A 24,042-nucleotide genomic window follows, 5' to 3' on the forward strand; every position below is an offset into this window, starting at 1 on the left:
TTCGAATTACTAACTATGGAGTTAACTCTAATGCAAAACGTTAAACCGTTCAACTTCGAAAAGAATCAAGTCCGCGTCATTCAAGATGACAATGGCGAGCCGCTGTTTGTTGCCAAGGATGTTGCTTTGGCTCTTGGGTATCGCTGGGCTGGATCAGCCACGGTTTCCCATGTTCCCGACGAATGGAAAGGGGTCAATTCCGTTCAGACCCCTATGGGAGAGCAGCGCCTAACCGTTCTGACCGAACAAGGCCTGTATTTCTTCACCGCTCGCAGTGATAAGCCGAAAGCCCTTCCTTTTCAAAAGTGGCTGGCTGGCGACGTTCTGCCGTCTATCCGTAAAACTGGCAGCTACCAGCCCGAAGCTAGCCAAGCGAGCATTCCGGCCACCATGGCCCTGTGTGAGCTTGCTATCACCGTCCTGCGCCCTTCTGACTCCAGCAAGATCGTCATGCTTCAAAAGGCTGGTAAGGCCACTGGTGCCGATACCAGCTTTCTACCCGACTACACCGAAGACAGCGCCCCTGGTCATGTGGGCGCCATGGATACCGCTAGCGCTACTCACCTGCTACGCGAGTACGGCGTTAGCTCTAGCGCCATTGCCTTCAACGAGCGCCTATATCAAATCGGCCTGATGGAGCGCCGTGAACGCAAGTCTACTGGCGGCAAGATCAAACACTTCTGGTGCATCACCGACGAAGGCTTGGCCTACGGCAAGAACATCGTCAGCCCGCAATCACCCCGAGAGACGCAACCGCATTGGTTTCGCGAGAAATTCGCTGAGCTATTAGCACTGGTTGGCTTGGAGGTGGCGGCGTGAGCAACCTAGCCCATATCTCAGATCACGAACGCTATCAGGTGGCGGAAACACCCGCGCCTGAGCGTAGGAGTATCCAAGTGGAAGATGGATACACACGAACCGCTAACCCTATCGTAGAGGCTTTCTGTCGCGCTCCGCTGACCAGCCGTGAAGCTCGGGTTATTCGCGTCATCGAGCGCATGACCTACGGCTGGCGTAAAGCTGAGGACTGGATTGCTGCGTCTGTTATCAGCGAAATGACCGGCATATCTGAGGGCAAATGCTCAGAGACGCTGAATGCCTTAATCCGTAAGAAAGTGGTTACCCGTAATGGCGGTGGACGCTCTCCGGTTCGCATTAACAAGAACGTCGATGAGTGGGATTTTACCGCTCAAAAGTCACGAGTTACCCCAAAACAGAAACCCAAAACAACTTGGGGTGAGTCACCCCAAAATGGGGTATCTCAATCACCCCAAGATGGGGTGACACCTAAAGAAAGGAAAGAAAGATTACTATCTAAAGATAGTAATAATTCCTCGAAGAAATCCTCACCGAAAAAATGGGGTGACCCTGTCGACCATGAGTTGATTGGCGAAATGGTCGCTGCCGTAAGCGCTGACCTAGATACCCCTGTCAAACACAACGCCAGCACTTGGGCAAACGATTTTCGGCTGATGCGTGAGCGGGATGGCCGCACCGTTGAGCAAATCCGCTACCTGATTACTTGGACTGCCAAACACGAGTTTTGGTCTGGCGTTGTGCTGTGCCCAGACAAGCTACGTCGCAAGTGGGATCAACTTGCCAAGCAGGCCAAAGCAGAGCACTCGCAGAAGAAATCACGCCTAACACCTGGCCGCCATACCGGCCTGGAAAACACCAGCACCGACGGCTTGGTAGCGCAGGAGGACGGCACCTATGAGTTCTAGCAGCCTCGTGCAATCACTCATGAACGCCGAAACGGCAGCCGTGGTATGCGATAGCCATGGTGAGTACGAATCGCGTCATATCCTGTTTGGAAAAACAGACACATGGTCTGGCTGCCCTGATTGCGCCGAAGAAAAGCGCATGGCAGAGCAGGTCAAAGAGCTTGAAGCGAACCGAAAAGCCGCAGCGCAGTACCGCCTTGAGAAACGCATTGGCTACGCTGGCATGCCGCCACGCTTCGCTAACAAGCAATTCGACAGCTATCGCGCAGAGACAGACCAGCAGAAAAAGTATCTGGAAAATTGCGAACAGTACGCGCACGACTTCCCGCAGCACTTGAAAAGCGGCGATGGCCTGATGCTGCTTGGCAACCCCGGGACAGGCAAAACCCATTTGGCAGTGGCCACGCTGAATCACGTAATTCAGCACCACGGCGAGGCGGGCCTGTACACCACGGCTGCGCGCATGTTTCGGCGCATCAAGGATACCTATAAATCCAGCGAGGAAACCGAGTCTCAGGCGATTGACGCCTTCGCTTCACCTGCCCTGCTTGTGCTGGATGAGGTGGGCGTCTCCTTCGGTAGCGACTCCGAGCTTAACTACCTGTTCGACATCATGAACGAGCGGTATGAACAGTGCCTGCCCACCATCATCGTTTCCAACGTGCAGCCAGGCGACCTAGGCCAATGGGTCGGTGATCGCGTTGTGGATCGTCTGCGTGAGTGCAGCAAGCTCATGGTCTTTAACTGGGAATCAGCTCGCCGTGAGCTGGGACGAGGTGCCGCATGACTCGCGACATATACAAAGACCCTCGCGTAGGCGACCGCGTGCAAATCATACCCCGCGTTTGCGACCGGCTCCCTGAGCCGCTGGAAATTACTGAGGTAACGCCCAGCACTATTTACTGGCACCGCCCAATTTCAAAGCAGAAAGGCATGGCTGCCGTAGTTCTCTGGCGTGATCCGCGCAGCTTTCGGCTTGAGCTTTTGAGCGCTGCCCGGTCCAGCGATTCATCGCAAAACGATATGTTTGGAGGTGTCGCATGATCCTGACAAAACACGACTTGGCGCAGAAGCAAACAGGCTGGCGTATGCGCGAAGCCACGCCACACCGCAAGTCACGCGACCCAAGCAAGCGCAAACCAACACTGATGGATAACCCCGCTTACGTCGAAGACTTGGAAAGCTCGATGCTGCAGCGGGAAATATCGGAGAAATGGCAAGTAAGCCAGCCGGTGGTGAGCAAGCATCGCTTAGCGTTGCGGGAGGTGGAGGTATGAAGAACGAGCTAATCATCCCCGTTTCCTCACTCCAAGAGATGCAGTACGCCATCGCCCGCGTTACCCAGGCCATCGGCAAGGGTCTTGAGCGAGCCCCGGTAGAGGTCGCGCTGCGGCATCAAAACGGCAAACGCACGCTTGATCAAAACCGCAAGCTCTGGCCGATGCTGAGCGACGTATCCCGCCAAGTGCAGTGGCACGTTAACGGCGCCATGGGCTATCTCGCGCCGGAAGACTGGAAAGACATTCTAACCGCTGGCCTCGACAGCGAGCAGCGCGTTGCCCCAGGCATCGACGGCGGGTTCGTCATGCTCGGTAAGCGGACTAGCAAGATGCGCAAGGCCGAGTTCGCGCAGCTCATCGAGCTTATCTATGCCTTCGGAAGTCAGCACGGCGTGCAGTGGTCTGAGCCTGCTCTGGCGGTCTATGAACAGTACCGGGAGGTGGCCGCATGAAAGACTCTCTATTGGCGGTAGCTATATCGGTCGGCCTCGCTTTCTTTTCGGCGTTTCCGCTCGGCATGCCTATGCCGCCCTGGGCAATGATTCACCTTTATTTCCTAGCCTTTATCACGATCAAGGTGACGAAATGAAACGATCAGAATTGGCCCGCAAAACTCCCCTGCGCGCCAAGCAGCCTATGGCCCGCAAGCCCATCAAGCGCAAAGCAGCTCGCAAGCAGAGCACCGACAAGCGCTGGCGTAGCGAGAAGTATCTGGCGTGGGTGCGTAAACAACCGTGCCTAGGTTGCGGCACCTACGGTTGTGACGCGCACCACGTAATAGGCCTTCATTGGAACCTATCAGGCGTCGGGCTAACGGCCCCGGATTCGTACGCCATGAGTTTGTGCAGGGCATGTCATTCCCTCACCCACCAGAGCCCTGAAATGCAGGCCATGCAACCGGATTGGCTACGCCACACCCTGCGCGCTGGCATTGCGCAATTCACCGGCGAAGCGCGGGAGCAGTTAACGCAGGCGCTGGCGTTTATCGAAGCTAAGGAGCTAGCCCAATGATTAAAATTTACACAACTCCAAACTGCCCGCAGTGCGATGCAACCAAACGCACTCTTGAAAAGCGCGGTATCGAATACCGTCAGATGGCATTCACAGACTCGGTGCGCGATAGATTCTACGCTGACGGTCATCGCCAGTTGCCCATAGTTGAGGCTGGTAGCGAGACGTGGAGTGGCTTTCGCCCTGACCTGATTGCAGCGCTGGAGGTGGGCCGGTGAGCGACTTAGCCCTAGGCCGCATGAAGGCCGGAACCATGAACAAGACTGAGGCGGCCTATGCCGCCCTACTGGAAGCTGAAAAACAAGCTGGTGAAATCGTTTGGTACTCCTTTGAAGCAATGACTTTCAAGCTGGCAGATAACACGCGTTACACGCCGGACTTCGCAGTTTTACGCGCAGACGGCTTGATGGAAATGCGAGAGGTAAAAGGTTTCTGGAGAGAAGATGCTCGCGTAAAGATCAAAGTGGCCGCTGAAATGTTCCCCTTCCGGTTTATCGCGGTGAAGAAGCAGAGCAAAAAGGCTGGCGGCGGTTGGGAGCGGGAGGTTTTCGAATGAGCGATAAAGCATGTTGGGCAATAGCGATTGGTATGGCGATTACGGGCCTCGCGTTCACTGGATTGTTTAGCGTTTTGGTCTGGGATGAATGCCGAGAGGCCGGGCATAGCGGGCTGTACTGCCTGCGGATGGTGACGCGATGAAATGGAAGCTCAAGGATAAGGCTAACGACCGCTGCATCATCAGCGACTGCGGCCAGTACCGCATCAGTAGATTCACGCTAAGCGGCGTCGATCTATTCGTGGTTTATCACGGCAGCGACGAAATAGGCAGCGCAGAGAACGGCAATCAGGCGCGGCGCATCGCGGAAAAGCACAAGGCTAAGGGGGCGGCATGAATTACCTAAGCAGCAATCCAAGAATCGCGTGGGCCATGGCTTACGAAACGGGCATTCGCACTCAGGCCACGGTCGACCTGGCTGAAATGCAGGAGGCGCAGCCAACCAAAGGTAAGCGGCGCAAGAGCGATCAGCGCGACCCGGTAACCGCTACACAAGACCGCGTGAATAAAGGCGGTCCCGGCGCAGCCTATGGCGATATTTACACACCTGTTTATGCGGCAACTAAGCGCATGGAGCGCGACACTCCCCTGCTTGCCGCCGTTGGCCACTGGCTTTGTCTAGCCGATACCGGAGCAGCCAACCAATATCTGGATGATGTAGCCGAGGCCATTCTTGCGCTGTACATCGAGAAAACGCCGGAGTGGTCCAGCTATCGCACCGCACGTAAAGAGCGCGTAGAGGCGCTAATACAGGCGCGCATGATACAGGATCGTAACGACATGGACGGAAGCCGCCCGCTGTGGCAGCCGAAAGAGGTTTGCTTCTACTGCCGGGAGTTTATGGGCGTTAAGATCGTTTCAAAGAACTGGATTCAGGATGGATGGCATCAAGAGTGGTCGAAGATAGGCGACATTCTGGCGGTACTCGAGGGCCGAGCCATGGAGCCGATACACAAGATCATTAAGCAGACGAATAAAATGCACCGAATAGCCGCCTAAACACCGCATATAGTAGGCATATAATACTTGACCACCAAATAAGGTCGGTATAAGCTACTAATCACTACGCTGGACAAGTTGCGCTTCACCAGCACCTTTTCAAAGCCTCGCTAATCGCGGGGCTTTTCTATTTGAACTGTTGCAAAAAATGCATGAGTTCACCGGCCCGCCAAGTGCGGGCTTTCTCGTTCCTGTTCCCTACCTAGGCCGCTAGCTCGGCCCTTGCCGCCCTCCCCGGCGGCTTTCTTATTTCTGAGGTCTGCCATGGCACTCTTATTCATGCGAGACGTGCCGCAAAAAGGCACGGCCACGTATACGCCGCAACCGTTCATGCTCCCCTGGGGCGCAAAGGTCAGCGAGGCGTTCATTGAAAAGCTGTTCGAGATTTGCGGCCGCATGGGCTGGGGTCCTGATTTATCCGACGAGCTAATGGGCTGTATGGCGTTTGAGTCTGGGCGCACGTTCTCGCCAAGTGTTCGCAACGCAGCTGGCAGCGGCGCAACGGGATTGATTCAATTTATGCCCGCCACCGCTCGCGACTTAGGCACGACCACCGATGCCCTAGCCCGCATGAGCGCCGTTGAGCAGCTTGAGTACGTTTACGCCTACTTCACCAAGTACCGATGGCATGAGCGCGTAAAGACGCTTGAAGACATGTATATGGCGATTCTGATGCCTAAGTACATTTCTAGCCCGCTCGGAACCGTGCTGTTCAGCGACGGCACCCGCGCCTACGCACAGAATCGCGGCCTTGACGCTAATGAGGACGGCAAGATCACCAAAGCGGAAGCGGCTGGCAAAGTGCGCGACGTTTATCTGGAAGGTTTTAAGCCGGGCAATGCCCGAGAAGTTTTTTACACAAAATCGTAACCCGCGCTCGCAGAGGTGAGCCACCGATGCAGAGAGTGAATTTCATGCCACCAGATCCACACGATCATAAAACATGGGAAATAGCGTTGTGGATCCAGATCAACGCCCCGTGGTTAGTGGCTGGACTGGTGGCCATCTTTATGGCGCTGGTGAGAGCCTATCTGGATCGAGTAAAGCTGACGCGAAAGGATATTGCGGAAGCGTTGATTTGCGGCGTGTTCGTAATGGCCTGCCGTCCCGTAATGACCTCTATGGGCGTGAGCGATGACTGGGCCATATTCATTGGCGTGGTAACCGGCTTTCTAGGAGTTAGGTTCTTTCGCCCTGCCGTAGAGGCCATGGCGCGCCACATCCTGAATAGCCGAGGTGGGAAATGACAACCAAGGAAGAATTCACATCCTTGCGCCGCAAGGTGCGTTATTACCAGCGTCAGGCATGGGCATCGACCGTTGCGTTCATCATTTCCGTTGCATTGCTTGCCATTTTTATCAGCCAGGCGGTTGAGTCTCGATCAGAGCTAAACAGGGCCACCGCTGTTATCGCCGAACAAGCGGAAGCCCTGGACGAGCTTGAGAGCAAGCACGACAAGATGCACCACCACATCCTGAGCACCCAAGGCCGCGTCAACGCATGCCGAATAGACCGCGACCTGCCGCCGATTAATTGGGAGACGTATCAATGAATCTAATCCCTGAGTGGCGGGCGTTGCCCAAGATGTGGTCGGTTCGCTTAGGCGTAGCGGCGGCACTGCTGTTTGGCCTCCAGCCCGTTATCCACCACTGGCAGGGCGTCATCCCCGATTGGGCGTATGCGGTACTGGCCTCGCTGGTCGCTATTGCGGGCGTCATTGCTCGATTGATACCCCAGCAGCCTGTTACCCAAGAGCGCGAACGGAGGAAGCCCCATGATTGAGCTAATCGGCGGCATCTTCGTGCTGCTCATAGGCGCGCTGGGCGTGCTACTCAAGCAGCGCAACAACGCCCGGCAGCAGGCCAAAGATAACGCCCAGACCGCAAGCGTAGAGCGTCAACGCAGAGAGCAAGAGCAGCGAATTAGCGTAGCCAAAGAGAAAGCCCGAGAGGATGCAGCCCATGTACAGCGTGAGAACGAACAGCATAAGAGCGCTGGCACTCGGCCTGCTTTGTTTGGCGATCCTAGGCTGCGCCAACACTCCTCCGGTCCCGACGCTGATTAGCTGCACAGTGCCCACGCTGGGCTACATGCCCGAGGTTGATAGCGAGCAGCTCGAATCGTTGAACGATGACGCGTTCTGGGCGCTGATGACTCGGGAAAAGCGTTTAGCTGATTGGGCTATTGAGTTACACGGCATTGTCGTAGAGGTGTGCGATGCCTGATCTATACACCCCTGACATGGCAGGCAGCGGCCAGCGCGGCATTTGCGCCAAGTGCGGCCTGCCGCCAACACCCGAAGGTCATGACGGCTGTTTGGGCACGCTCGATGAAAAGCTGGTCATGAATGCCTGTTGCGGCCACGGCAACGACCGTCAGGCCTATGTGCAGTTCTGGGATGGTGGTGATGTTCGTGGCAGTGAGGCGATTAAATTTATGGAGGCTATGCGTGTGAGTGATGAAAACGACGGCTTCTAAAGCTGTACAAACTGCACAAATACTTATACCTGACCGCAGATGGTTAAGCTGTATCGCGGGCAATAATCTACACAACCTGTACAGAGGCCATAAAATGCCCCCAAAGACTGCCCCGGAGGCTGTCGCGCTGACAGCACGGCAGTCTCGTTTTGTTGATGAGTACACTGTTGACTTCAATGCTACCCAAGCGGCAATACGCGCCGGGTATAGCGAGAAGACTGCAAGATCACAAGGTCAGCGATTGCTGACAAATGTTGACATCGGAAATTTGATTCAGGAACGGCTTCAGAATCGCTCACAAGATGCTGAGGTGACTGCTAAAGAGGTCATTGCCCAGCTTGTGCGCATGGGCTTCTCTGACATTCGTAAGCTGTTCACGCCTAGCGGTCAGTTAAAGAGCATCCACGATTTAGATGATGATACCGCTGCCGCCATTCAAAGCATCGAGGTGGTGACCAAGTTTCTGCCCGCTGCTGACGGTGAAGAGCCGGAAGTCGAATACGTCCACAAGGTGAAGCTGGCTGACAAGAAGGGCCCGCTTGAGCTTATCGGTAAGCACTTGGCTATGTGGACTGAGAAGCACGAGCACTCAGGCACGATTAAAACCACCGCCCCGGTGATTAATATAACGAGAGAATAATGAGCGACGACCCCTCCCTTAATGTAAAGCTGCATAAGCGACAAGGAGAGGCATTCGACTCAGTAGCTACCGAGATACTTTATGGCGGCGCTGCGGGTGGCGGTAAGTCTCACCTGATGCGCGTTGCGGCCGTAATCTGGTGTGCTGAAATCCCCGGCCTGATGGTCTACATCTTCCGCAGATTGTCTGACGACTTGGAGAAAAACCACCTGTATGGACCCGGTGGATTCTTTGAGATGTTATCGCCATGGCTTAAGACCGGATGGGCAAAGTACAACGGCTCCAAGCATTACATTGAGTTCTGGAATGGGTCGCGCATCTTCCTAGCCCACTGCCAGCATGAGAAGGACAAGTTCAAGTACCAGGGCGCGGAAATACACGTCCTGCTAATGGATGAGCTAACGCATTTCACAGAAAGCATTTACCGCTATCTGCGCGGGCGTCTTCGCCTGGGTGCGCTTGAGGTTCCCGAGAAATACAAGGCGATGCTGCCTCGGGCGATTGCAGGTACTAACCCGGGCGGCGTCGGGCATAACTGGGTGAAGCATTCCTTTGTTAATGCGGCCAAGCCGATGGAGATACATAAAACCGCTAAGACTGAAGGCGGGATGCTTCGCCAGTACATCCCGGCGCGGCTCGATGACAACCCCACTCTGCTGAATAACGACCCTGATTATATCGACCGACTGGAAGGCTTGGGTAACCCAGCTCTGGTCAAGGCGATGAAGGACGGTGACTGGAATATCGTTTCCGGTGGTGCCTTTGATGACGTTTGGAATCAGGCTCGGCACGTTAAGCCTCGCTTTAAGGTGCCTTCAAGCTGGTATGTGGATCGCGGCTTCGACTGGGGCTCATCACACCCCTTCTCGGTGCTTTGGTTCGCAGAGAGCGACGGCAGTGAAGTAGAACTAGAAGACGGCTCGGTATTCTGCCCACCCAAGGGCTCTATTGTCGTTTGTCATGAATGGTACGGCGCCAAAGGCCCGAATGAGGGCTTAAAACTTTCCGCTCCTGAAATCGCTAAAGGCATCAAAGAGCGCGAGTCTTCCCTGATAACTGGCAAGTGGCTGCCTGGGCAAGTGAAGCCCGGTCCCGCTGATAACCAAATAAGCAACGTCAACGAATCCGGAAGCGACTCGGTAGCCAAGAAAATGGAAGCCGAAGGTGTGCGCTGGACGGAATCAGACAAGAAGCCAGGCTCTAGGGTTAATGGTCTTGAGATGATCCGCACGCGCTTAAAAGAGGCAGCTAAAGACCAGCCAGAAAGCCCCGGCCTCTACTTCATGGATCACTGCATCAGCATCATTGCCCACCTGCCTGTGCTTCCGCGCGATCAGCGCAATCCTGATGACATCGATACTACGGCAGAAGATCACGACTATGACACGTTGCGCTATCGCGTGATGAATAAGCGCGCCAAGGCGGGCATGAAACGAATCGGAGGCTTAGGCTAACTATGGCGGTCACTTCGCAGCACGAACAATACGCCGCCATGATCGACGAATGGCAGGAAATGACAGACGCACTTGTCGGGCCTCGCGTCATTAAAACCGCTGGTACGGCCTATCTACCCAAAACTAGCGGCATGATCGAAGCGGAATCGCTAGCAGGCACTGAGAATAGCCCGTTAACCGCTGAGCAAGCTCGACAGCTGTACGACGCATACAAGGCGCGGGCAGAGTATCCCCTGTGGGTTAAAGACAGCTTACGGACGATGGTTGGCCTAGTGTCACGCCAAGAGCCTGAGATTGTCTTGCCTGATCGCATGAAGGCATTGGAGCATGAGGCGACCAGCGACGGGTTTGGGCTGAAGCAGCTTTACCTGCGCATTGTCTCTGCCTTGCTTACCAAGGGTCGCAAACCCTTACTCGTTGAGTTCGATGATGAAGGCAATCCCTACATCGCGACGTACACCGCTGAGACGGCTATTAACTGGATGACTCGCGACACTGGCGGGCGCCAGGATTTAACACTGGTCGTATTCAAAGAGCAGCGGCTAAAGGAAACCAGCGACGAGTTCGACCCGAAATACGAGGACGTTTATCGCGTATTGGATTTAGTCGAAGGGCGTTATCGAGTGCGCGTACTGAACGAAGCAGGCGCGGACGTCGAAGGCGAGGATTACCCAGGTCTTGTTGGCGGCAGTCAAACAACCTCGCTCAAATTCATACCGGTGGTGTTCGCAGGCAGCACAGACAACAACGCCGACGTTGACGAGATACCGCTGCAAACGATGGCTAAGGCAGCGCTTAAGTATTACCAGCTGAGCGCTGACTACTTCACTTCGATGCATTATACCGCGCACCCGCAGCCGTGGATCAGCGGCATGGGCCAAGACGATGACATTCGCGTGACTGGGCCGATGGCGGCGTGGATGCTGCCGAAAGACTCGCAGGCCGGTTATCTGGAGTTCCAAGGCGCTGGCATTGAAAAGCTTCATGAAGCCATGCAGGACCAACGCAATGCAGCTGCTGAGTCAGGTGCCAAGGTAATCGACGCAGGTGGTACGGAGTCAGGCGAGGCGCGTAAGGCGAGACAGAATGATCAACACTCTGCCCTCTACTCTGTATGCGTCACCGGCGCCGAGGCTGTGGAGCAAGCGCTCAAGTACATAGCTTACTGGATGGGGATTAAACCTGACTTAGTGACGTTCAAAGTTGAGCCGCAGTTCACCCCTGACAACATTGATTCCGCGATGTTGCAAGTCGTTTCGAATATCGTCATGTCTGGGGAAGCGCCGCGCGCTGTGCTGTATGACGCTCTGCGTAAGATTGGTCTCACCGAGCTAACTGACATTGAGCTTGATTCGCTGCGTGAGGGTGGCGATGGCCTGCCAAATCTTGAGGATGCATAATGCCAAACGACCGCGAATCACGGCGCATTGCTCAAGAGCAGGTCGTAACCGCTTTGGCTCGACATACCTCCTATCTGCACCGCGCCTCGACTGCCCAGGTTAACGCCATTACCAAGGCTATCGAGTCGCTTAGCCTCAACATGACGCGGGAGTTAGGCGAGAGGCTTGATAACCTCACGCCTGCTGAGCTTTCGGCCTTTAGCCGAGGGCGTTACACCACTGACCGCCTTAAGGGCTTACGCAACGTTATAGACGGCTGGGCCGTGAAGATGGGCGAAACGCTCAATGGTATGGCCTTAGGCGGTTTCGAGGAACTGGCCGGGCATGAGGCAGAGTTTGCGCGCACGCTGCTTAGCGAGAGCATTGAAGGCGCTCTGCCCGCCGCCCCTACCGCTGCCGCTGCCTATGCTTCTGCCGTTGCTAAGCCGGTACTTGGCGAGCTAGTCGAAGATATGCTGGCAGAGATACCCGACAAGGCGCGCAAGCTGGTGTATAGCCGCGTTCGCCAAGGAATCAGTCAGGGCGAGACGAACCACCAGATCGTTCGGGCGCTACGAGGCACCAAGGGGCTGAATTACAAAGATGGTGTACTACAGACCACTCGCAATGATATTGAGCGGGTAGTTCGCACGGCTAGAAACCACGTAAGCACGTCCTCCTATAACGACACTTACGAGGCATTGGGCGTCGAGGAAGTGGTTGATGTGGCCACCCTGGACGGAAGGGTCAGTAAATATTGCGCTTCGATAGATGGCCGCCGACATAAAGTAGGCACCAATCACCCTAGGCCGCCGTATCACCCGTTTTGCAGGACAACGCAAGCGCCCTCTTTTGACGGCCAGATTATGGGGCGGCGTCCGTTCGTTCGCGCCTTGAAGGTTAAAGGCAGAGAGGATACTGCGCGCTTTCGCTCTATTGGCGAGATGACGCAAAAGCAGCGGAAAGAAGCCGGTTTAACTGTAGGGCAAGTATCGGCCAAGACCACCTATCCCAAATGGTTCGCTGATCAGCCAGCCTCGTATCAAAAGGAATGGCTTGGGCCTTCGCGGTACAAGCTCTACAAGGATGGTGGCTACACCATTGAGCGTTTTGTTGACCCGATCAAAGGCGAGCTAACGCTTGATCAGCTTCGCCAGCGAGACGCTGCGACATTCGCTGAATTATTCGGCTAAACTGGCCTAATGACTACATGCGATGTGCATTTTCAAAAGTGGTGGCGTGTCTCCCTGAAACGATGGGCAGGCATCGCCACCCCGGGCGACCTAATCCAAGCCAAAATCGGCTGGGAGGTTAGCCTGATGATCCAAATCAAGATGGGCGAAATAGAGTAGCCCAGCAAACACCACTGCCCCGCCATCGAGCGGGGCTTTCTTTATCTGGCTGCCTGCGGGCGGCCTTTTTTGTTTCCGCTTTCCGGTGAGACGCCGGGCAGCTTCCACCAGCCCGAGATGGGCGAATCAAACGAGAGGTTTGATCTCATGGCATTACCCTTTGAAGTCGACACATTAGACAACATCCCTGAAACAGTGCGTGACCAGTACGTTGAGGCCGAAGGCGGTAAGTTCCGTTTAGACCTGGATGGCTACGAACCCCCGACTGGCTTGAAGTCTGCTCTGGAAAAGGAGCGCAGCGAGAAAAAGGATTTAGACCGCCAGCTACGCGAGATGCAAAAGCGATACGACGGTATTGATCCCGAAAAGACTCGCGAAATGCACTCACGCCAAGAGCAAGACGAAGAGGCTAAGTTGGTCGCTGAAGGGAAGATGGAAGAAGTCATGAATCAGCGCACTGAGCGCATGCGTTCGGACTTTGAAAGCAAGCTCACCCAGGCACAGCAAGAGGCTGAGGCCGCTAAGACGTTTGCTGGCAAGTTCCGTTCCCGCGTACTGAGTGACGAGATCCGCAGTGCCGCATCAAAGATCGGCATTGTGGATACTGCCGTTACCGACGCTGTGTATCGCGCTAAAGAGCTATTTGAAGTCGATGATGAAGGCAATGTCGTGCCGACCGAGGCGGCTGGGCTTGATGCCAATGGTAAGCCGCTGACCCCTGAAACCTGGCTGGAATCGATGCGTGACAATGCATCTCACTGGTTCCCAACTCCTAAAGGTGGCGGTGCCCCTGGTAATGACGGCAAAGGTAGTGGGCAGAAACGTTCTGCCATGTCTGCCGAGCAGAAGCATGCCTACATCCAGAAGCACGGCCAGCAATCCTATCTACGACTCCCTTCTTGAGGTAAATAAACATGGCAACAACTGTCAATTCTGACCTGATCATCTACAACGACCTGGCGCAGACCGCTTACTTGGAGCGCATCCAAGAAGTATTCGAGGTATTCAATGGCGCATCACAAGGCGCGATTGTGCTCGACTCCGAAATGATTGAAGGCGATCTACGTAAACGCGCCTTCTACAAGATCGGCGGCGCTATCGCGCACCGTGATGTCAACTCTGACGCTGCGGTAACAGCGGCCAAGATCGACGCTGACGAAATGGTAGACGTGAAGGTGCCTTTTAAATACGGCCCCTACCAGACCACCGAAGAAGCGTTTAAGCGCCGTGCTCGCTCTCCTGAAGAGTTCTCGATGCTGGTGGGCCAGGACTACGCCGATGCTGTGATGGTGGGCCGCGTCGAGTTCGCCATGTCTGCCCTTGAGGCTGCTATTGGTGGCAATGCCGATATGGCGGTGACCGGCGACTTCGCTACCGATGGCAAGAAGGTGCTAACGCGCGGCCTGCGAACCCTGGGCGACCGCTTTGGCCGTGTGGCGCTGTGGGTCATGGACTCCGGCACCTACTTCGACCTAGTTGACCAATCTATCGCTGATAAGATTTACGGCGAAACAGAAGTGGTTATCTATGGCGGCCAACCCGGCACCATGGGCAAACCTGTTCTCGTCACTGACATGTGCCCTGCCGGACAAATCTTTGGCCTGCAAGCAGGGTCTGTGCGCATCACTGAATCACAGGCGCCCGGCTTCCGCTCGTACCTGATCGACGACCTTGAAAACCTTGCGATGGGCTTCCGCGCTGAAGGTACGTTCAATGTTGGCTTGATGGGCTATAGCTGGGCCGGTGCGGAAAACCCGAACCTCGCAGCCATTGGCACCGGCGCGAGCTGGACGAAGTATGCCACCAGCAACAAGAACACCGCAGGCTTCCTGATCGACACCTTGCCTGAAACCCCTTGATGAGCATGGGCGGTCTAGTGCCGCCCTCTTAATTGGAGAGAGTCATGGAATTAATTTATTCAGCTCGCAAAACCGGCTTTGAAAAGGGCAAGCGCTATCGCAACCCCAAGCTGTTTCGCGAGATTGAGCGCTCGGCAAAAAGCGTGGTTATCGAGGGTGATTATCCGCACATCGCTAAGGCCTACGAAGACGCCAATGTGCCGGTTAAGACCGTGGCCGCGCCCAAAAAGTCAAAAGCAACCGCCAAGACTGACAAGCCAACATCCGCAACCTCCGAAAATCAAGCCGATAAGGAATAACCCATGCCCTACGTCACTGCCAACCAGGTAGATGAAATTCTCGGCAGTGACTGGGCCGAGGAAGCGGCAAAGCCGCTCGCTGTGCAAATGGCCAATGACTGGCTCACGGCTAAAGGAATCCCAGCCGACGTTGACGACGAGCGCATTATTCGCGCCGGGGCTTATCTGGCGCGCATGGCTGCCCGGGGCGAGCTGTTCGCCAATAGCGAAGGCGTGGTCAAGAGCAGTCGTGTTAAAGCCGAAGGCGTCGAAGTGGACGAAACCTTTGCCGACGGCTCCCGGCCAGTCAATGGCGATATGGAGTACGTTAAAACGCTGCTATCGCCTTGGTTAACGCCCTTCGGTGCAGGCGTGCGAATACTTCGGAGGTTGTGATGGGCATCACTGACAAGCTAAACACCAAGCTGGCAAAGGCCTACGACGGCAAGTTAAAGGATGCCATCAAGCCCTTTGAAGGCTCTCGCACCGTCTCTACAGGTGGCTATAACCCAGAAACCGGGCAGTACGAAACAGAGACGAGCTATTACCGGGGGCGTGGCGTGCTTGGCAGCTTCAAGCAGCACGAAATCGACGGCGCCCGAATATTGGCGACGGATACCAAGCTGTCGGGAGCGCTTAAAATCGAGACAGTCGAAGTGGTCGATGGAGAGCCCACAGGCAATCTGGCTATACCGCAGGTCGACGACGTGATCAGCGGCATGACGGTTAAGAGCGTTGGGCAAGATCCGGCAGATGCTACATGGACTCTAGCCCTGAGGCGGACATAATGGCTCGGCGTGGCGGGTGGTCTACCCCGCTATCGGCCTTTATCCCGCAGGTTGAAAATGAGCTCGTGAAGCTACGCAACCAGATTGTTGCCGAAGCGCTGCAGATCCTACAGTTCGGCTCGCCAGTTGACCAAGGCACTTACCGTCATAACCATCGAATATCTATCGGTGACCGCGATATGACGTTCGAGCTTGTCGCGGGATCAACGGCGCCCAAGGGCAATCTTGACCAGCAAGCCTACGACCGAGAAATACGCAAGCTGCTGACTGAAAACGCACCCTTCACAATTGTCTATTTGCAGAACAACCTCCCGTATGCGGTCCGCATCGAAGATGGGCACTCGGATCAAGCAGGTGATGGCGTCTATCGCACGGCAGCCTCTGCCATTCGCTCCAAATACGGTGGTCGATGATGGATTATGTAGATATTCAGAGCGCGCTTGAGAGCCGAATGGCTGAGTGGCCCGGCAGCCTGCCAATCTGGTTTGATGGGACGATTATCCCGCCTAGCGTAAGGCGAGCACGCGATGGGGAGCGGCGCTCACCATGGGCGCGGTTCGTCATTACAGAAGGCCCGGCACGCGCAGGAGAAATAGCGGACAAGCCGGGCCGCCTGGTTCCGGGTACCATTTCCATTGAGATTTACTACCCCAGAAAACCAACGGAAGCCGATGGAGGGACGCCGACCAACCCTGCCTATGAATGCTCGCAGCTAGCCGACCAGTTAGCAGCGCATTTCGAGTTCTGGCAGCAAGGCCACCTAACCACGCACGCAACTTCAAACGTTCGGGTGCAACCCGAGGAAAACTGGTATCGAAGAAACGTGATAACCGACTTTGACGCAGGCTGCTAGCCACAACCGAAACCCCACACAACCCACCTCTGAGTGGGTTTTTTATTGCCCAGAGGTGACCCATGCAAGATTCAGGTTCAACTATTCGTATTGCCTACCGTGAGGACGGCTCAGGCGGCCCGTGGAACATCTTCCGCCGCACCGACGGCGGCCCAACTATTACGCCAAGCACAGAAGGCGCTGGCGAGCAGCTAGGGCAGCGCGAAGAGACCGATGAAGTGCTGCTTTCGGCTGAGGTTGGCGGGACCATAAGCTTCAACTTCTCGGCTCAGACCTTCGATGACTTCATCGCTGCCGCTTGTGCCAACGATTGGGATGCAGAAACCGGCCAAGTCGTCGCTGGCGGCCTGCAAGACAAGGCCTTTGAGGTTTTGGTCAGTTATCAGCGAATCAACAAGCACGTGCTAATGAAAGGCATGCGCGTGTCCGTGCTGGGCCTAACGGTTGAAGCAGGCGCTCGCATCACCGGATCTATTGATTTTGTGGGCACCGGCTACGAAGGCACTTACGACCCGAGCGGCGATACGTTCAACGACCCGACCACTACCCCGGTAATGACAGCAGCGGTTAACGGTGGTGACGTGCTGATTGATGGCGCCGTGCTCGATGGTACCTGCATTTCCACCTACTCCATCAGCTTGGATAACAGCTACTCCGCTCAGATGTGTATCGGTCGAGTGACCGCAGGCCGTCAGGTCATTGGCGACCTAAACGCCACCGGCAACATCGAGTTTGCGTTCACTGCTGATGGCTTCGACCTCTGGCAGCACACGCTAACCCGCGTGCCGATTACCACCGACTTCTCGATGAGTGATGGCACAACCACCTACCGCATCGAAACGTCCAAAACGTTCTTGAATGGCGAGCTACCCACGCCATCCGGCAGTGATCCAGTAACAGCCACGCTCGACGCCCAGTATCGCAAGAGCATTGAGGCAGGCTACTCGGTTCGCTTCACGCGGACGCCAGTAGATGCGGAGGCGCAAGCCTCAACATCGTCGCTCGTGATTCCAGAGCCACAGGAAGACGAAGAAAGCGCAGCTTAACCCTTTAGGCGACTCAGGGAATATCCGCGCCTGAGTCGCCCTTTTTATTGCGGAGCGGAGAGGATTAGAAAATGGCTTATCAATTCAAACGTTTTGACGAATCCAAGATGACTGATGGCAAATGGGAGGATATCAAAGGGGGTCGCTTCAAAATCGCTAAGAGCGGGAACCCGGCCCACCTACAGGCCAGTGAGCGCATTGCCAAAGAGCAGCAGGAGAAATACCCCGATGGCGATATCCCGATCATGGAGCGCCTGCGAGGCACGGCGCAAGAGTGGGCTGAAGGTGTGCTTCGGGACTGGGAGGGAATGGAGCTGGATGAGCAAGCAATCCCCTACTCAATTGAGAACGCTACGGTACTACTTCTAAACGACGACCCCTTATTCGAGGCAGTGCGCAGAAAGGCGCGGCAGATGACGCGCTTTGAAAATGAATATACCGAGAAGCAGAAAAAAAAGCCGTAGCCGTTCTTGATCACGACCTGAAGTGGTCAGGAAAAACGGCGGCGGCCACTGCCCTGAATGCGCGCTTCGGCAGCCAGGTTAAGCGCCCGGAAGCCGACGAGCGAACCCAGTTCTGGATCAACACCTTTCACCTCGCCACTCGCAGCAGACCGCACACCCACGGCATCCCTCTCCAGCTAGACCCACTGAAAATCATCGCGCTTATTGACGCCCTAGAACTTCCCGCCGACCCCGAGGAGGCGGTAGCCGTGGTATGCGCGATGGATGACTGCTGGATCAAATGGAAAGACGGACAGAAAAGCAGCAAGAACCCGGCCGCCCACTGAGGCGGCTTTTTTATGCGCCATGCCCGGCGCAATCAATCCAGAGTCTCAACAGAAACGTGCTTCGGGAGAGCTGCGGCTATCTCTGGGGCCGTTGTTTCTGGGCAACCGAGGCTCGTTTCTATTGAGGTGCCACCCCATGAAAAACGTAATCCCCTTCCCTTATCAAGATCAGGTCGTTCGCTTCAATGTTGATGGCTGGATCAATGCAACTGACATTGCCAAAAAGAACGGCAAGCTACCCAATGAATGGCTGCGATTGCCCGAGACAAAACGTTACATGGATGCTCTGACCAAAGCTTTAAATGCGGGAGAATCCCGCAATTTAATAAAGACCTCTCGCGGACGTTCAGGCGGCACCTGGTTGCATCCAAAACTGGCGGTAGTATTTGCACGCTGGATAGATGCAGAGTTTGCCGTATGGTGCGATCTGCAAATAGACGCACTGCTTCGCGGCGACATCAGCGCTCTCCAGCGGTATGAACAAGCCTGTCAGCAGTTAGACGACCAGATTGCCAAAGGCAGCATGGCCGGACGCGAACTTGCCGCGCATCGTTGGCAGAAGCCAGCGCTGGAGGCGCGGGCCGAATATTGGCGAGACCAGCTTCAAATGTCTCTGCCAATGCTAGACAGGCACGGATAATCCGCCACCAAGCTAGCGCCGCCCTCCCCTTTAAAGCTAAGATCGGTTAGAGCGCCCGTAGAGGTGTGCGACCATAATTGTTTACAAGGGGAATGGGAATGCAGAAGAAGCAGCAGCGCAAAACGATTTATTATAAGCACGTCTCCATACACGGAGAAAAACACGATTTACAGACACTTTTGCAAAAAGTTTTTGACAAGGGCTCATCAACTCATTTTGCCAAGGCAAGAATGGAAGCTCTGAGCGAAAGCAGCAATGTTAGAAGGCTCATTAATGAAATTAAAGACCGAGAAAGAATGTTTTATGGCCAGATGCTTATGTTCGAGCCCGGCAAGCCTCAAGGGCTATTAACGCTAGATGATTCAGTCGAGCACTACTCAATAGACGCTCTGACGACCGATAAGATTCGGCTTGAGTCCGAAGGCGGTCAAAGTCATGGCAGTGAAGACAAGAAGATAAGAGAATTTGTTGATTCTTTCTTATATTTTTCGGTTATAGGCAACCACCTAGCAGTGGTTCAATCCAGATCTCTTACCTCCAGAGAGCTAGAAGCTCACCTGCAATGGTTCCTATCTGATAAAGCGCAAGTTATAGGCAAGGATTCGGCAGTTATTTTGAGTGACAAGCCCCTAGAGAAGACTATAAAAAAGCTCGAGTCTCGATCTGCTAAAAAGATTTTACTTGGCGCACCGGTTCTTACTGGGGAGGGAGTGCCTTTGGATATAGATAGCTCAGGCGGGTCCATGGCTAGAAGCGTAAAATTCACTCCGAAAGGAATGGGGTTTGATGTGCTGAAGGGGTTAATGGGGGAGAAATGGCTGGATCAGCAAGAGTTTAGCGAAGAGCTTGACGACGCAAACCTAAAAGTAAAACTAGAGGTCACTTACTCAAGAAAAACAAGCAAAGAAGGGCAAAAAGTCCTTGACAGCATAGCTACATCTTTAAGGCACACCGACTCAGCAGATGTAACTATAATGCTCAATGGAGGAGGAGATATAAAAGGGGGTGAGCTTCGCCTTTCAGGGAATGTTGACTTTATTTATTATGACGGGGTTCTCGATGAGAACCTCCTTTATGACAACATGTTTAAGTGGCTGAGAGACAAGGTTTCAGATGGGGAAATTGACCTCTCTGATGGCAACGATCCTCTTATTTGAGAGTTTGCTTGAGGGCGTTCGGATATGAGCAAGCATGACCGAAAGGTTACTTTTTTTGGACCACTCGGGTTAGTTCTCTGTGCGGGAATGGGTTATATAGCTTTTAAAATGTCTATTTCCTTGGTTCCCAATGATGCCGAGTTCGGCACTCCTTGGATAATGGCAAGCGTCTTCTTGGCTCCTTTGGTGTATATCTATGCCGTTAAAAATAAATACTATGAAATGAAGACGCTGGAGGGGCTCAGCAATAATGAGAAGCGCCGTATCAGTATCAGGGTTTCTCGAAAAGTGAGGAATGCCTGGTTCGCTATGATTTTCAATGTATTATCAGCTATTTTTTCAATACAGGTGCTGGCATTTTTCTCCTCAGATATCGAGGTCTTCAGAATAGCGTTCTCCATTATCGGCGCTCTATTTGGTATTAGTTTGTTTTTAATGGGGATGTTTTTCTCTGATTCGCATAAGGTCTCTTCTTTCATAGCCGACATTAGCAACAGAGAAACCGACCGAAAAAGAAAATCAGAATTTCTAAAAAAATTATCCAACAAAGATGATTAGGATAATTTATGACAACAAGGGGGAAGGATGAGGCGGGGCTTTGCATTATAGGCCTTTAACCAAGCGCAACCGTTCGTGTCATGCGAACAGATGAAAAACCCCGCCGAAGCGGGGCTTGAAGTAGAGGTTGCTGAGGAATTTAAGCTCTAGGGTGATGAACTTCATGCGGCTAACTCCTTGCAATCAATCCCTTGCCAGTACGCAATCGCCTCGTCGAACACCTCATTGAAGCTGGCTAGCGTCTCCCGCATCCAGAGGCAGGCTTGCATTAGGCATCGGCTGCCGTCATCAGTCCCGCTCATGCAGTCAATACAGGTCGCTAGCAGATCAATGCCACAAGAGACGAAGTCCTCTAGCAGCTCACCAACATCCAGCTGCCTTACAGGCCTTCTTAATTGGATGAAAAGCGCTTGGCGAACGGGCTTGCTAAGGGATATCTCGCTAAGACTGCAATTGGGCCGGTCAATGTTAGACGCCACAGCTCGAATCGCGGCAGCGTAAAGCGTTATATCCCGCTGGCACAGGGTGGCCGATGCGCTTAGCTTGATATCACCCTGCTATAGACCCGAGCTAATTAGCTGGGAAATGGCATCGAGGGCTTCGGCTTGATCTATGAGGGCGCACGCTAAGCGGTTGTCAACCGGCGAATTGGTGTTAGAATGAATCATTGATCTTTCCTTGTGACGGAAGGTATCTGGAGCCCTCAAGGTGTTAGTGCACCGAGAGGGCTTTTTAATGCTTAGAGTTTAGGGTTGCTCATCATTACCTTGAGCAACATGGGTTGCAGCAACCGCCGCCCAGTCCACTCGATCAAGAGAGGCGAGAATGTAGTCGCGGTAGAATGTCGGCTTAACGCCTTTTAGCGAATCTATAAACTCACCCTTGATGGTGTTGCCCAGCGCTGCCAAGTCACCATTAGCGCTGCTAGCGTCGTCGATACGGCTGGCCCATGGGGTATCTTGGTTAATCCAATCTGCAATCATGGCCGTTTCACGGTTAATGTGAATCATGCTGCTTTCTCCTGCTCAACCAGAGCTAACAGTGCGTCGAAATGATCGCAGTACCAATGCGGTTGAGTTTCCAGTGGTGAGTGTTCAGAGGTCACGTTCTTGCCGTAATCCAAGCCTTTCTCGGTAACGCACCAGAAAGACTTCATACCTCCGGTTTTCTTCTTGCGGGACTTCTTCTCAAGGATGCCTGCGGCTTCGCACAAGCGGTTGAATCGTGCAGCGCACATGCCAGCATCACACTTACTAAGTAACGCTGTAGCTGATTCAGTGGCTAGGCTGGATGCTGCGCTGCCTGCTACGGCGGGCGCATCTATCGCGTAATCTGGAAGCAGCGGAACGAGGTGAGGCATACTGGATCGAACGAAACGGCCCACTGCCACCAGCTTGCTTGATCCGGTCAGGTTGAGCATGCCGCATAGCTTCTCGGCTTGGTCGAGTGGGTCGTTAGCGGCGACAGTGCGAACCGGAGCCTTATTTCCGCTCTCTAGGTCGAACCAACGATCAATAACAGCGGCGCGGCGCTTAACGTCATAACCGGTAACAAGGATTTCACACTCTCGGCGCGGCAAAAGGTACTCGGATTGCTCGCGCCCAAGAGAGTCGATGTAAGTCCCCACAAAAGTGTGGGCATCTTCTTCCAGCTTATCGAACATCCGGCGAATGTCCCGCAGCACTGCATCATGTCGCTTACCGGAGAGTTCGGAAATTTCACGACTGCTCATAGTGGCTTGGTTGTTGCCGCTGATTACCATAGAATTGCTCATGTGGTCTTTCCTTCTGGTGGTTGGATCTACATTCGAAGCCCTGGCGACCCTACATCGCTGGGGTTTCTTCATTTTGGGGTGGGTATTTTGTTTCCGTGCTCATTCCTCCACGCGATCCCCTGGTCAATCAGAAGCAAGACCTCTTGAGAAAAGCTGCGTCGCGAAGATTTAGCCCATTCATCAATACGCTCACCTCTGCCTGACTCTATGCGGACGTTGAAATATTTCTTTCGACTAGTAGTGCTCATAAGTGCCTCCTGTTGGCGAATGCAAGTTCAGTCTATGACGTATATTGACGCGTTGCAAGCAACTTGCGGCACAGCAAGTTATGTGCGCCGTATTGACGCCATAGCATTAATGATAAAAACTTGATGAGACTCGTTTTTTTTGGAGCCTCACATGGTCGACAAAAAGCCCAAGCCCAGAGCTTCGAGCAGCGTTAATGTCTCGTTGAGGCTGGACCCCAAAACCAAGTACCTGATCGACCTGCTAGCCAGGGAGCAGAAGCGCACGATCACAGGAGTGGTTGAGTGGGCGCTTGAGCGGGCGGCGGAACAAGAGAAGTTTGATCTATCGGGCGGCTACGATGGCCCATCGTTCCGCGATATGATTGATGTGCTATGGTCAACAGACGAGGCGATGAGGCTTATTTCACTGGCATTGAACAAGGCATCGCTGCTTGATTATGAAGAGATGCGGATATGGGAAACGATCAAGGCCTCTCCAGACTTATGGCTTTTGCCAAGCATGGGGCAACCCGTTAGTCTGAAAAAAGAATTTATTGATTGTCCTATGCTTCAGGAATATTGGGAGCAACTTCTAGATCATGTTCAAAAGCATCGCCACGCCCCTTCCATAAAGGCGTTTAGTCTTGTTGAGCAAGGCCTATCAGAAGAAGAGATAAAGAGCCGAAAAATCACCAACCCAAATAATCCTCAATACGACTTTGATGATGAAATTCCATACTAGGATTTATTTGAAAGTGAGATGACGTGCAACGTCACCAAGAGGCTGGTATCGAAGCGTTTATATGCCCGCCTGCCAAAAGCTCAAGCTAAGATCAAGGATTAGGGGGAAAGTGATATGTCAGAAGCAGCACAACAGGTTTTTAAATACCCCGCTGAGGAAGTCTTTGAAGCAGCAGTTAAAGCATCTAATCAAGCAGGCTGGAATGTTAAAGATGCAGACAAAGACTTACTTAGAATCACTCTATCCACAGGTATGTCTCTTTTCTCTTGGGGTGAAAATATGGCTCTTCGGATAGAGGATGATAAGGATGGGTCTAGCAGGATGTTTATGGAGTCCAGCCTTAAAGTAGGAGGAAATCTTGCTGGCAATCACCGCCATAAAAAGAACTTCGATACGATATGTAAAGAAACCATGAACATGTTGCGCGGGTAGTTTGCTCGCAGCCATCAAGTTAGAA

At 53.8% G+C, this 24,042-nt stretch carries 41 protein-coding genes; 38 read left to right on the top strand and 3 right to left on the bottom strand.

Going from position 1 to position 24,042, the window contains the following annotated elements:
* Positions 1-30: 30 nt before the first annotated feature.
* From ACT3T7_RS02220 to ACT3T7_RS02380, 33 genes are all read left to right on the top strand, one after another.
* Positions 31-819, top strand: coding sequence for a BRO-N domain-containing protein (locus tag ACT3T7_RS02220; protein WP_444629936.1), 789 nt, complete (start codon positions 31-33; stop codon positions 817-819).
* The gene (locus tag ACT3T7_RS02225) at positions 816-1,724 is read left to right on the top strand and encodes a replication protein (protein WP_444629937.1); all 909 of its coding nucleotides are present in this window, start codon (positions 816-818) and stop codon (positions 1,722-1,724) included. The genes ACT3T7_RS02220 and ACT3T7_RS02225 overlap by 4 nt, the downstream gene beginning before the upstream one ends.
* Positions 1,714-2,511: an ATP-binding protein gene (locus ACT3T7_RS02230; RefSeq protein ID WP_444629938.1), complete on the top strand. Its 798-nt coding sequence runs from the start codon at positions 1,714-1,716 to the stop codon at positions 2,509-2,511. The genes ACT3T7_RS02225 and ACT3T7_RS02230 overlap by 11 nt, the downstream gene beginning before the upstream one ends.
* On the top strand, positions 2,508-2,768 hold the full coding sequence (locus tag ACT3T7_RS02235; protein WP_444629939.1) for a hypothetical protein: 261 nt from the start codon (positions 2,508-2,510) through the stop codon (positions 2,766-2,768). The genes ACT3T7_RS02230 and ACT3T7_RS02235 overlap by 4 nt, the downstream gene beginning before the upstream one ends.
* Complete coding sequence (locus tag ACT3T7_RS02240; RefSeq protein WP_444629940.1) at positions 2,765-3,001, top strand: hypothetical protein; 237 nt, start codon at positions 2,765-2,767, stop codon at positions 2,999-3,001. Before ACT3T7_RS02235 ends, ACT3T7_RS02240 begins: the two co-directional genes overlap by 4 nt.
* The gene (locus ACT3T7_RS02245) at positions 2,938-3,456 is read left to right on the top strand and encodes a recombination protein NinB (RefSeq protein ID WP_444629941.1); all 519 of its coding nucleotides are present in this window, start codon (positions 2,938-2,940) and stop codon (positions 3,454-3,456) included. The genes ACT3T7_RS02240 and ACT3T7_RS02245 overlap by 64 nt, the downstream gene beginning before the upstream one ends.
* The gene (locus tag ACT3T7_RS02250; protein ID WP_444629942.1) at positions 3,453-3,593 is read left to right on the top strand and encodes a hypothetical protein; all 141 of its coding nucleotides are present in this window, start codon (positions 3,453-3,455) and stop codon (positions 3,591-3,593) included. Before ACT3T7_RS02245 ends, ACT3T7_RS02250 begins: the two co-directional genes overlap by 4 nt.
* Entirely contained in the window at positions 3,590-4,015 is a 426-nt protein-coding gene (locus tag ACT3T7_RS02255; RefSeq protein WP_444629943.1) for a DUF968 domain-containing protein, read from the top strand. The genes ACT3T7_RS02250 and ACT3T7_RS02255 overlap by 4 nt, the downstream gene beginning before the upstream one ends.
* The gene (locus tag ACT3T7_RS02260; RefSeq protein ID WP_444629944.1) at positions 4,012-4,233 is read left to right on the top strand and encodes a glutaredoxin domain-containing protein; all 222 of its coding nucleotides are present in this window, start codon (positions 4,012-4,014) and stop codon (positions 4,231-4,233) included. Before ACT3T7_RS02255 ends, ACT3T7_RS02260 begins: the two co-directional genes overlap by 4 nt.
* 35 nt (positions 4,234-4,268) lie before the next feature.
* Positions 4,269-4,571, top strand: coding sequence for a hypothetical protein (locus ACT3T7_RS02265; protein WP_444629945.1), 303 nt, complete (start codon positions 4,269-4,271; stop codon positions 4,569-4,571).
* A complete protein-coding gene (locus tag ACT3T7_RS02270) occupies positions 4,568-4,714 on the top strand; it encodes a hypothetical protein (RefSeq protein ID WP_444629946.1) in 147 nt (48 codons plus the stop codon). The genes ACT3T7_RS02265 and ACT3T7_RS02270 overlap by 4 nt, the downstream gene beginning before the upstream one ends.
* On the top strand, positions 4,711-4,908 hold the full coding sequence (locus tag ACT3T7_RS02275; RefSeq protein WP_444629947.1) for a hypothetical protein: 198 nt from the start codon (positions 4,711-4,713) through the stop codon (positions 4,906-4,908). The genes ACT3T7_RS02270 and ACT3T7_RS02275 overlap by 4 nt, the downstream gene beginning before the upstream one ends.
* Positions 4,905-5,570 (top strand): hypothetical protein, encoded by a 666-nt coding sequence (locus tag ACT3T7_RS02280; protein ID WP_444629948.1) that lies wholly within the window; start codon positions 4,905-4,907, stop codon positions 5,568-5,570. The genes ACT3T7_RS02275 and ACT3T7_RS02280 overlap by 4 nt, the downstream gene beginning before the upstream one ends.
* A gap of 264 nt (positions 5,571-5,834) precedes the next feature.
* On the top strand, positions 5,835-6,440 hold the full coding sequence (locus ACT3T7_RS02285; protein WP_444629949.1) for a hypothetical protein: 606 nt from the start codon (positions 5,835-5,837) through the stop codon (positions 6,438-6,440).
* 44 nt (positions 6,441-6,484) lie between these two features.
* Positions 6,485-6,817, top strand: coding sequence for a phage holin family protein (locus ACT3T7_RS02290; RefSeq protein WP_444629950.1), 333 nt, complete (start codon positions 6,485-6,487; stop codon positions 6,815-6,817).
* A complete protein-coding gene (locus ACT3T7_RS02295; RefSeq protein ID WP_444629951.1) occupies positions 6,814-7,122 on the top strand; it encodes a hypothetical protein in 309 nt (102 codons plus the stop codon). Before ACT3T7_RS02290 ends, ACT3T7_RS02295 begins: the two co-directional genes overlap by 4 nt.
* A complete protein-coding gene (locus ACT3T7_RS02300; RefSeq protein WP_444629952.1) occupies positions 7,119-7,352 on the top strand; it encodes a DUF7940 domain-containing protein in 234 nt (77 codons plus the stop codon). Before ACT3T7_RS02295 ends, ACT3T7_RS02300 begins: the two co-directional genes overlap by 4 nt.
* Positions 7,345-7,635 carry a hypothetical protein gene (locus ACT3T7_RS02305; protein ID WP_444629953.1) on the top strand — a complete coding sequence of 97 codons (291 nt, stop codon included), beginning with the start codon at positions 7,345-7,347 and terminating at the stop codon, positions 7,633-7,635. The genes ACT3T7_RS02300 and ACT3T7_RS02305 overlap by 8 nt, the downstream gene beginning before the upstream one ends.
* 25 nt (positions 7,636-7,660) lie before the next feature.
* On the top strand, positions 7,661-7,795 hold the full coding sequence (locus ACT3T7_RS02310; protein ID WP_444629954.1) for a hypothetical protein: 135 nt from the start codon (positions 7,661-7,663) through the stop codon (positions 7,793-7,795).
* The gene (locus ACT3T7_RS02315) at positions 7,788-8,048 is read left to right on the top strand and encodes a hypothetical protein (RefSeq protein WP_444629955.1); all 261 of its coding nucleotides are present in this window, start codon (positions 7,788-7,790) and stop codon (positions 8,046-8,048) included. The genes ACT3T7_RS02310 and ACT3T7_RS02315 overlap by 8 nt, the downstream gene beginning before the upstream one ends.
* A 94-nt stretch (positions 8,049-8,142) precedes the next feature.
* The gene (locus ACT3T7_RS02320; protein WP_444629956.1) at positions 8,143-8,688 is read left to right on the top strand and encodes a terminase small subunit; all 546 of its coding nucleotides are present in this window, start codon (positions 8,143-8,145) and stop codon (positions 8,686-8,688) included.
* A complete protein-coding gene (locus ACT3T7_RS02325; RefSeq protein WP_444629957.1) occupies positions 8,688-10,142 on the top strand; it encodes a terminase large subunit domain-containing protein in 1,455 nt (484 codons plus the stop codon). The genes ACT3T7_RS02320 and ACT3T7_RS02325 overlap by 1 nt, the downstream gene beginning before the upstream one ends.
* 2 nt (positions 10,143-10,144) lie before the next feature.
* Positions 10,145-11,542: a DUF4055 domain-containing protein gene (locus ACT3T7_RS02330; RefSeq protein ID WP_444629958.1), complete on the top strand. Its 1,398-nt coding sequence runs from the start codon at positions 10,145-10,147 to the stop codon at positions 11,540-11,542.
* Complete coding sequence (locus ACT3T7_RS02335; protein WP_444629959.1) at positions 11,542-12,714, top strand: minor capsid protein; 1,173 nt, start codon at positions 11,542-11,544, stop codon at positions 12,712-12,714. Before ACT3T7_RS02330 ends, ACT3T7_RS02335 begins: the two co-directional genes overlap by 1 nt.
* A 306-nt stretch (positions 12,715-13,020) precedes the next feature.
* Entirely contained in the window at positions 13,021-13,776 is a 756-nt protein-coding gene (locus ACT3T7_RS02340) for a hypothetical protein (RefSeq protein ID WP_444629960.1), read from the top strand.
* An 11-nt stretch (positions 13,777-13,787) separates the two neighbouring features.
* Positions 13,788-14,732 carry a major capsid protein gene (locus tag ACT3T7_RS02345; protein WP_444629961.1) on the top strand — a complete coding sequence of 315 codons (945 nt, stop codon included), beginning with the start codon at positions 13,788-13,790 and terminating at the stop codon, positions 14,730-14,732.
* A gap of 44 nt (positions 14,733-14,776) precedes the next feature.
* Complete coding sequence (locus ACT3T7_RS02350; protein WP_444629962.1) at positions 14,777-15,031, top strand: hypothetical protein; 255 nt, start codon at positions 14,777-14,779, stop codon at positions 15,029-15,031.
* 3 nt (positions 15,032-15,034) lie between these two features.
* Entirely contained in the window at positions 15,035-15,406 is a 372-nt protein-coding gene (locus tag ACT3T7_RS02355) for a hypothetical protein (protein WP_444629963.1), read from the top strand.
* A complete protein-coding gene (locus tag ACT3T7_RS02360; protein ID WP_444629964.1) occupies positions 15,406-15,798 on the top strand; it encodes a hypothetical protein in 393 nt (130 codons plus the stop codon). Before ACT3T7_RS02355 ends, ACT3T7_RS02360 begins: the two co-directional genes overlap by 1 nt.
* Positions 15,798-16,211, top strand: a complete 414-nt coding sequence (locus ACT3T7_RS02365; RefSeq protein WP_444629965.1) for a hypothetical protein — start codon at positions 15,798-15,800, stop codon at positions 16,209-16,211. The genes ACT3T7_RS02360 and ACT3T7_RS02365 overlap by 1 nt, the downstream gene beginning before the upstream one ends.
* Entirely contained in the window at positions 16,208-16,651 is a 444-nt protein-coding gene (locus ACT3T7_RS02370) for a hypothetical protein (RefSeq protein ID WP_444629966.1), read from the top strand. Before ACT3T7_RS02365 ends, ACT3T7_RS02370 begins: the two co-directional genes overlap by 4 nt.
* A gap of 62 nt (positions 16,652-16,713) precedes the next feature.
* A complete protein-coding gene (locus tag ACT3T7_RS02375) occupies positions 16,714-17,697 on the top strand; it encodes a phage tail tube protein (RefSeq protein WP_444629967.1) in 984 nt (327 codons plus the stop codon).
* A gap of 71 nt (positions 17,698-17,768) precedes the next feature.
* On the top strand, positions 17,769-18,161 hold the full coding sequence (locus ACT3T7_RS02380) for a hypothetical protein (RefSeq protein ID WP_444629968.1): 393 nt from the start codon (positions 17,769-17,771) through the stop codon (positions 18,159-18,161).
* 26 nt (positions 18,162-18,187) lie between these two features.
* Here the strand turns inward: ACT3T7_RS02380 and ACT3T7_RS02385 are convergent, their stop codons facing one another.
* The gene (locus ACT3T7_RS02385) at positions 18,188-18,316 is read right to left on the bottom strand and encodes a hypothetical protein (RefSeq protein WP_444629969.1); all 129 of its coding nucleotides are present in this window, start codon (positions 18,314-18,316) and stop codon (positions 18,188-18,190) included.
* A 307-nt stretch (positions 18,317-18,623) separates the two neighbouring features.
* Between ACT3T7_RS02385 and ACT3T7_RS02390 the strand changes: the two genes are divergently transcribed.
* The 3 genes from ACT3T7_RS02390 to ACT3T7_RS02400 all read left to right on the top strand — a co-directional run bounded on the left by ACT3T7_RS02390 (position 18,624) and on the right by ACT3T7_RS02400 (position 20,842).
* On the top strand, positions 18,624-19,127 hold the full coding sequence (locus ACT3T7_RS02390; protein WP_444629970.1) for a KilA-N domain-containing protein: 504 nt from the start codon (positions 18,624-18,626) through the stop codon (positions 19,125-19,127).
* Between the two features lie 98 nt (positions 19,128-19,225).
* Positions 19,226-20,284, top strand: coding sequence for a hypothetical protein (locus tag ACT3T7_RS02395; protein ID WP_444629971.1), 1,059 nt, complete (start codon positions 19,226-19,228; stop codon positions 20,282-20,284).
* A gap of 24 nt (positions 20,285-20,308) precedes the next feature.
* A complete protein-coding gene (locus ACT3T7_RS02400; RefSeq protein ID WP_444629972.1) occupies positions 20,309-20,842 on the top strand; it encodes a hypothetical protein in 534 nt (177 codons plus the stop codon).
* A gap of 746 nt (positions 20,843-21,588) precedes the next feature.
* Here ACT3T7_RS02400 and ACT3T7_RS02405 read toward each other — a convergent pair.
* Together ACT3T7_RS02405 and ACT3T7_RS02410 are read right to left on the bottom strand one after the other, a co-directional pair.
* Entirely contained in the window at positions 21,589-21,852 is a 264-nt protein-coding gene (locus tag ACT3T7_RS02405; RefSeq protein WP_444629973.1) for a hypothetical protein, read from the bottom strand.
* Positions 21,849-22,616, bottom strand: a complete 768-nt coding sequence (locus ACT3T7_RS02410; RefSeq protein WP_444629974.1) for a Rha family transcriptional regulator — start codon at positions 22,614-22,616, stop codon at positions 21,849-21,851. Before ACT3T7_RS02410 ends, ACT3T7_RS02405 begins: the two co-directional genes overlap by 4 nt.
* Before the next feature lie 399 nt (positions 22,617-23,015).
* On the opposite strand from ACT3T7_RS02410, the gene ACT3T7_RS02415 reads away from it, so the two are divergent.
* Positions 23,016-23,585, top strand: coding sequence for a hypothetical protein (locus tag ACT3T7_RS02415; protein WP_444629975.1), 570 nt, complete (start codon positions 23,016-23,018; stop codon positions 23,583-23,585).
* A gap of 114 nt (positions 23,586-23,699) precedes the next feature.
* A complete protein-coding gene (locus ACT3T7_RS02420) occupies positions 23,700-24,017 on the top strand; it encodes a hypothetical protein (protein WP_444629976.1) in 318 nt (105 codons plus the stop codon).
* Positions 24,018-24,042: the final 25 nt, after the last annotated feature.

The sequence above is a fragment of the Halomonas sp. 111 genome, assembly GCF_052379685.1.
In the GTDB taxonomy this organism is placed as follows: Bacteria; Pseudomonadota; Gammaproteobacteria; order Pseudomonadales; family Halomonadaceae; genus Vreelandella; species Vreelandella citrativorans.

Bases quoted from the DNA above. Each gene is read 5' to 3' on its own strand.
- ACT3T7_RS02220 (WP_444629936.1), top strand. From the start codon at position 31: ATGCAAAACGTTAAACCGTTCAACTTCGAAAAGAATCAAGTCCGCGTC.
- ACT3T7_RS02395 (WP_444629971.1), top strand. From the start codon at position 19,226: ATGCAGAAGAAGCAGCAGCGCAAAACGATTTATTATAAGCACGTCTCC.
- ACT3T7_RS02260 (WP_444629944.1), top strand. From the start codon at position 4,012: ATGATTAAAATTTACACAACTCCAAACTGCCCGCAGTGCGATGCAACC.
- ACT3T7_RS02245 (WP_444629941.1), top strand. From the start codon at position 2,938: ATGGCAAGTAAGCCAGCCGGTGGTGAGCAAGCATCGCTTAGCGTTGCG.
- ACT3T7_RS02390 (WP_444629970.1), top strand. From the start codon at position 18,624: ATGAAAAACGTAATCCCCTTCCCTTATCAAGATCAGGTCGTTCGCTTC.
- ACT3T7_RS02295 (WP_444629951.1), top strand. From the start codon at position 6,814: ATGACAACCAAGGAAGAATTCACATCCTTGCGCCGCAAGGTGCGTTAT.
- ACT3T7_RS02420 (WP_444629976.1), top strand. From the start codon at position 23,700: ATGTCAGAAGCAGCACAACAGGTTTTTAAATACCCCGCTGAGGAAGTC.
- ACT3T7_RS02340 (WP_444629960.1), top strand. From the start codon at position 13,021: ATGGCATTACCCTTTGAAGTCGACACATTAGACAACATCCCTGAAACA.
- ACT3T7_RS02250 (WP_444629942.1), top strand. From the start codon at position 3,453: ATGAAAGACTCTCTATTGGCGGTAGCTATATCGGTCGGCCTCGCTTTC.
- ACT3T7_RS02330 (WP_444629958.1), top strand. From the start codon at position 10,145: ATGGCGGTCACTTCGCAGCACGAACAATACGCCGCCATGATCGACGAA.
- ACT3T7_RS02310 (WP_444629954.1), top strand. From the start codon at position 7,661: ATGCCCGAGGTTGATAGCGAGCAGCTCGAATCGTTGAACGATGACGCG.
- ACT3T7_RS02350 (WP_444629962.1), top strand. From the start codon at position 14,777: ATGGAATTAATTTATTCAGCTCGCAAAACCGGCTTTGAAAAGGGCAAG.
- ACT3T7_RS02380 (WP_444629968.1), top strand. From the start codon at position 17,769: ATGGCTTATCAATTCAAACGTTTTGACGAATCCAAGATGACTGATGGC.
- ACT3T7_RS02290 (WP_444629950.1), top strand. From the start codon at position 6,485: ATGCCACCAGATCCACACGATCATAAAACATGGGAAATAGCGTTGTGG.
- ACT3T7_RS02345 (WP_444629961.1), top strand. From the start codon at position 13,788: ATGGCAACAACTGTCAATTCTGACCTGATCATCTACAACGACCTGGCG.
- ACT3T7_RS02230 (WP_444629938.1), top strand. From the start codon at position 1,714: ATGAGTTCTAGCAGCCTCGTGCAATCACTCATGAACGCCGAAACGGCA.
- ACT3T7_RS02410 (WP_444629974.1), bottom strand. From the start codon at position 22,616: ATGAGCAATTCTATGGTAATCAGCGGCAACAACCAAGCCACTATGAGC.
- ACT3T7_RS02360 (WP_444629964.1), top strand. From the start codon at position 15,406: ATGGGCATCACTGACAAGCTAAACACCAAGCTGGCAAAGGCCTACGAC.
- ACT3T7_RS02240 (WP_444629940.1), top strand. From the start codon at position 2,765: ATGATCCTGACAAAACACGACTTGGCGCAGAAGCAAACAGGCTGGCGT.
- ACT3T7_RS02415 (WP_444629975.1), top strand. From the start codon at position 23,016: ATGGTCGACAAAAAGCCCAAGCCCAGAGCTTCGAGCAGCGTTAATGTC.
- ACT3T7_RS02325 (WP_444629957.1), top strand. From the start codon at position 8,688: ATGAGCGACGACCCCTCCCTTAATGTAAAGCTGCATAAGCGACAAGGA.
- ACT3T7_RS02370 (WP_444629966.1), top strand. From the start codon at position 16,208: ATGATGGATTATGTAGATATTCAGAGCGCGCTTGAGAGCCGAATGGCT.
- ACT3T7_RS02235 (WP_444629939.1), top strand. From the start codon at position 2,508: ATGACTCGCGACATATACAAAGACCCTCGCGTAGGCGACCGCGTGCAA.
- ACT3T7_RS02265 (WP_444629945.1), top strand. From the start codon at position 4,269: ATGAACAAGACTGAGGCGGCCTATGCCGCCCTACTGGAAGCTGAAAAA.
- ACT3T7_RS02285 (WP_444629949.1), top strand. From the start codon at position 5,835: ATGGCACTCTTATTCATGCGAGACGTGCCGCAAAAAGGCACGGCCACG.
- ACT3T7_RS02335 (WP_444629959.1), top strand. From the start codon at position 11,542: ATGCCAAACGACCGCGAATCACGGCGCATTGCTCAAGAGCAGGTCGTA.
- ACT3T7_RS02375 (WP_444629967.1), top strand. From the start codon at position 16,714: ATGCAAGATTCAGGTTCAACTATTCGTATTGCCTACCGTGAGGACGGC.
- ACT3T7_RS02405 (WP_444629973.1), bottom strand. From the start codon at position 21,852: ATGATTCACATTAACCGTGAAACGGCCATGATTGCAGATTGGATTAAC.
- ACT3T7_RS02255 (WP_444629943.1), top strand. From the start codon at position 3,590: ATGAAACGATCAGAATTGGCCCGCAAAACTCCCCTGCGCGCCAAGCAG.
- ACT3T7_RS02365 (WP_444629965.1), top strand. From the start codon at position 15,798: ATGGCTCGGCGTGGCGGGTGGTCTACCCCGCTATCGGCCTTTATCCCG.
- ACT3T7_RS02300 (WP_444629952.1), top strand. From the start codon at position 7,119: ATGAATCTAATCCCTGAGTGGCGGGCGTTGCCCAAGATGTGGTCGGTT.
- ACT3T7_RS02320 (WP_444629956.1), top strand. From the start codon at position 8,143: ATGCCCCCAAAGACTGCCCCGGAGGCTGTCGCGCTGACAGCACGGCAG.
- ACT3T7_RS02315 (WP_444629955.1), top strand. From the start codon at position 7,788: ATGCCTGATCTATACACCCCTGACATGGCAGGCAGCGGCCAGCGCGGC.
- ACT3T7_RS02355 (WP_444629963.1), top strand. From the start codon at position 15,035: ATGCCCTACGTCACTGCCAACCAGGTAGATGAAATTCTCGGCAGTGAC.
- ACT3T7_RS02280 (WP_444629948.1), top strand. From the start codon at position 4,905: ATGAATTACCTAAGCAGCAATCCAAGAATCGCGTGGGCCATGGCTTAC.
- ACT3T7_RS02275 (WP_444629947.1), top strand. From the start codon at position 4,711: ATGAAATGGAAGCTCAAGGATAAGGCTAACGACCGCTGCATCATCAGC.
- ACT3T7_RS02400 (WP_444629972.1), top strand. From the start codon at position 20,309: ATGAGCAAGCATGACCGAAAGGTTACTTTTTTTGGACCACTCGGGTTA.
- ACT3T7_RS02305 (WP_444629953.1), top strand. From the start codon at position 7,345: ATGATTGAGCTAATCGGCGGCATCTTCGTGCTGCTCATAGGCGCGCTG.
- ACT3T7_RS02270 (WP_444629946.1), top strand. From the start codon at position 4,568: ATGAGCGATAAAGCATGTTGGGCAATAGCGATTGGTATGGCGATTACG.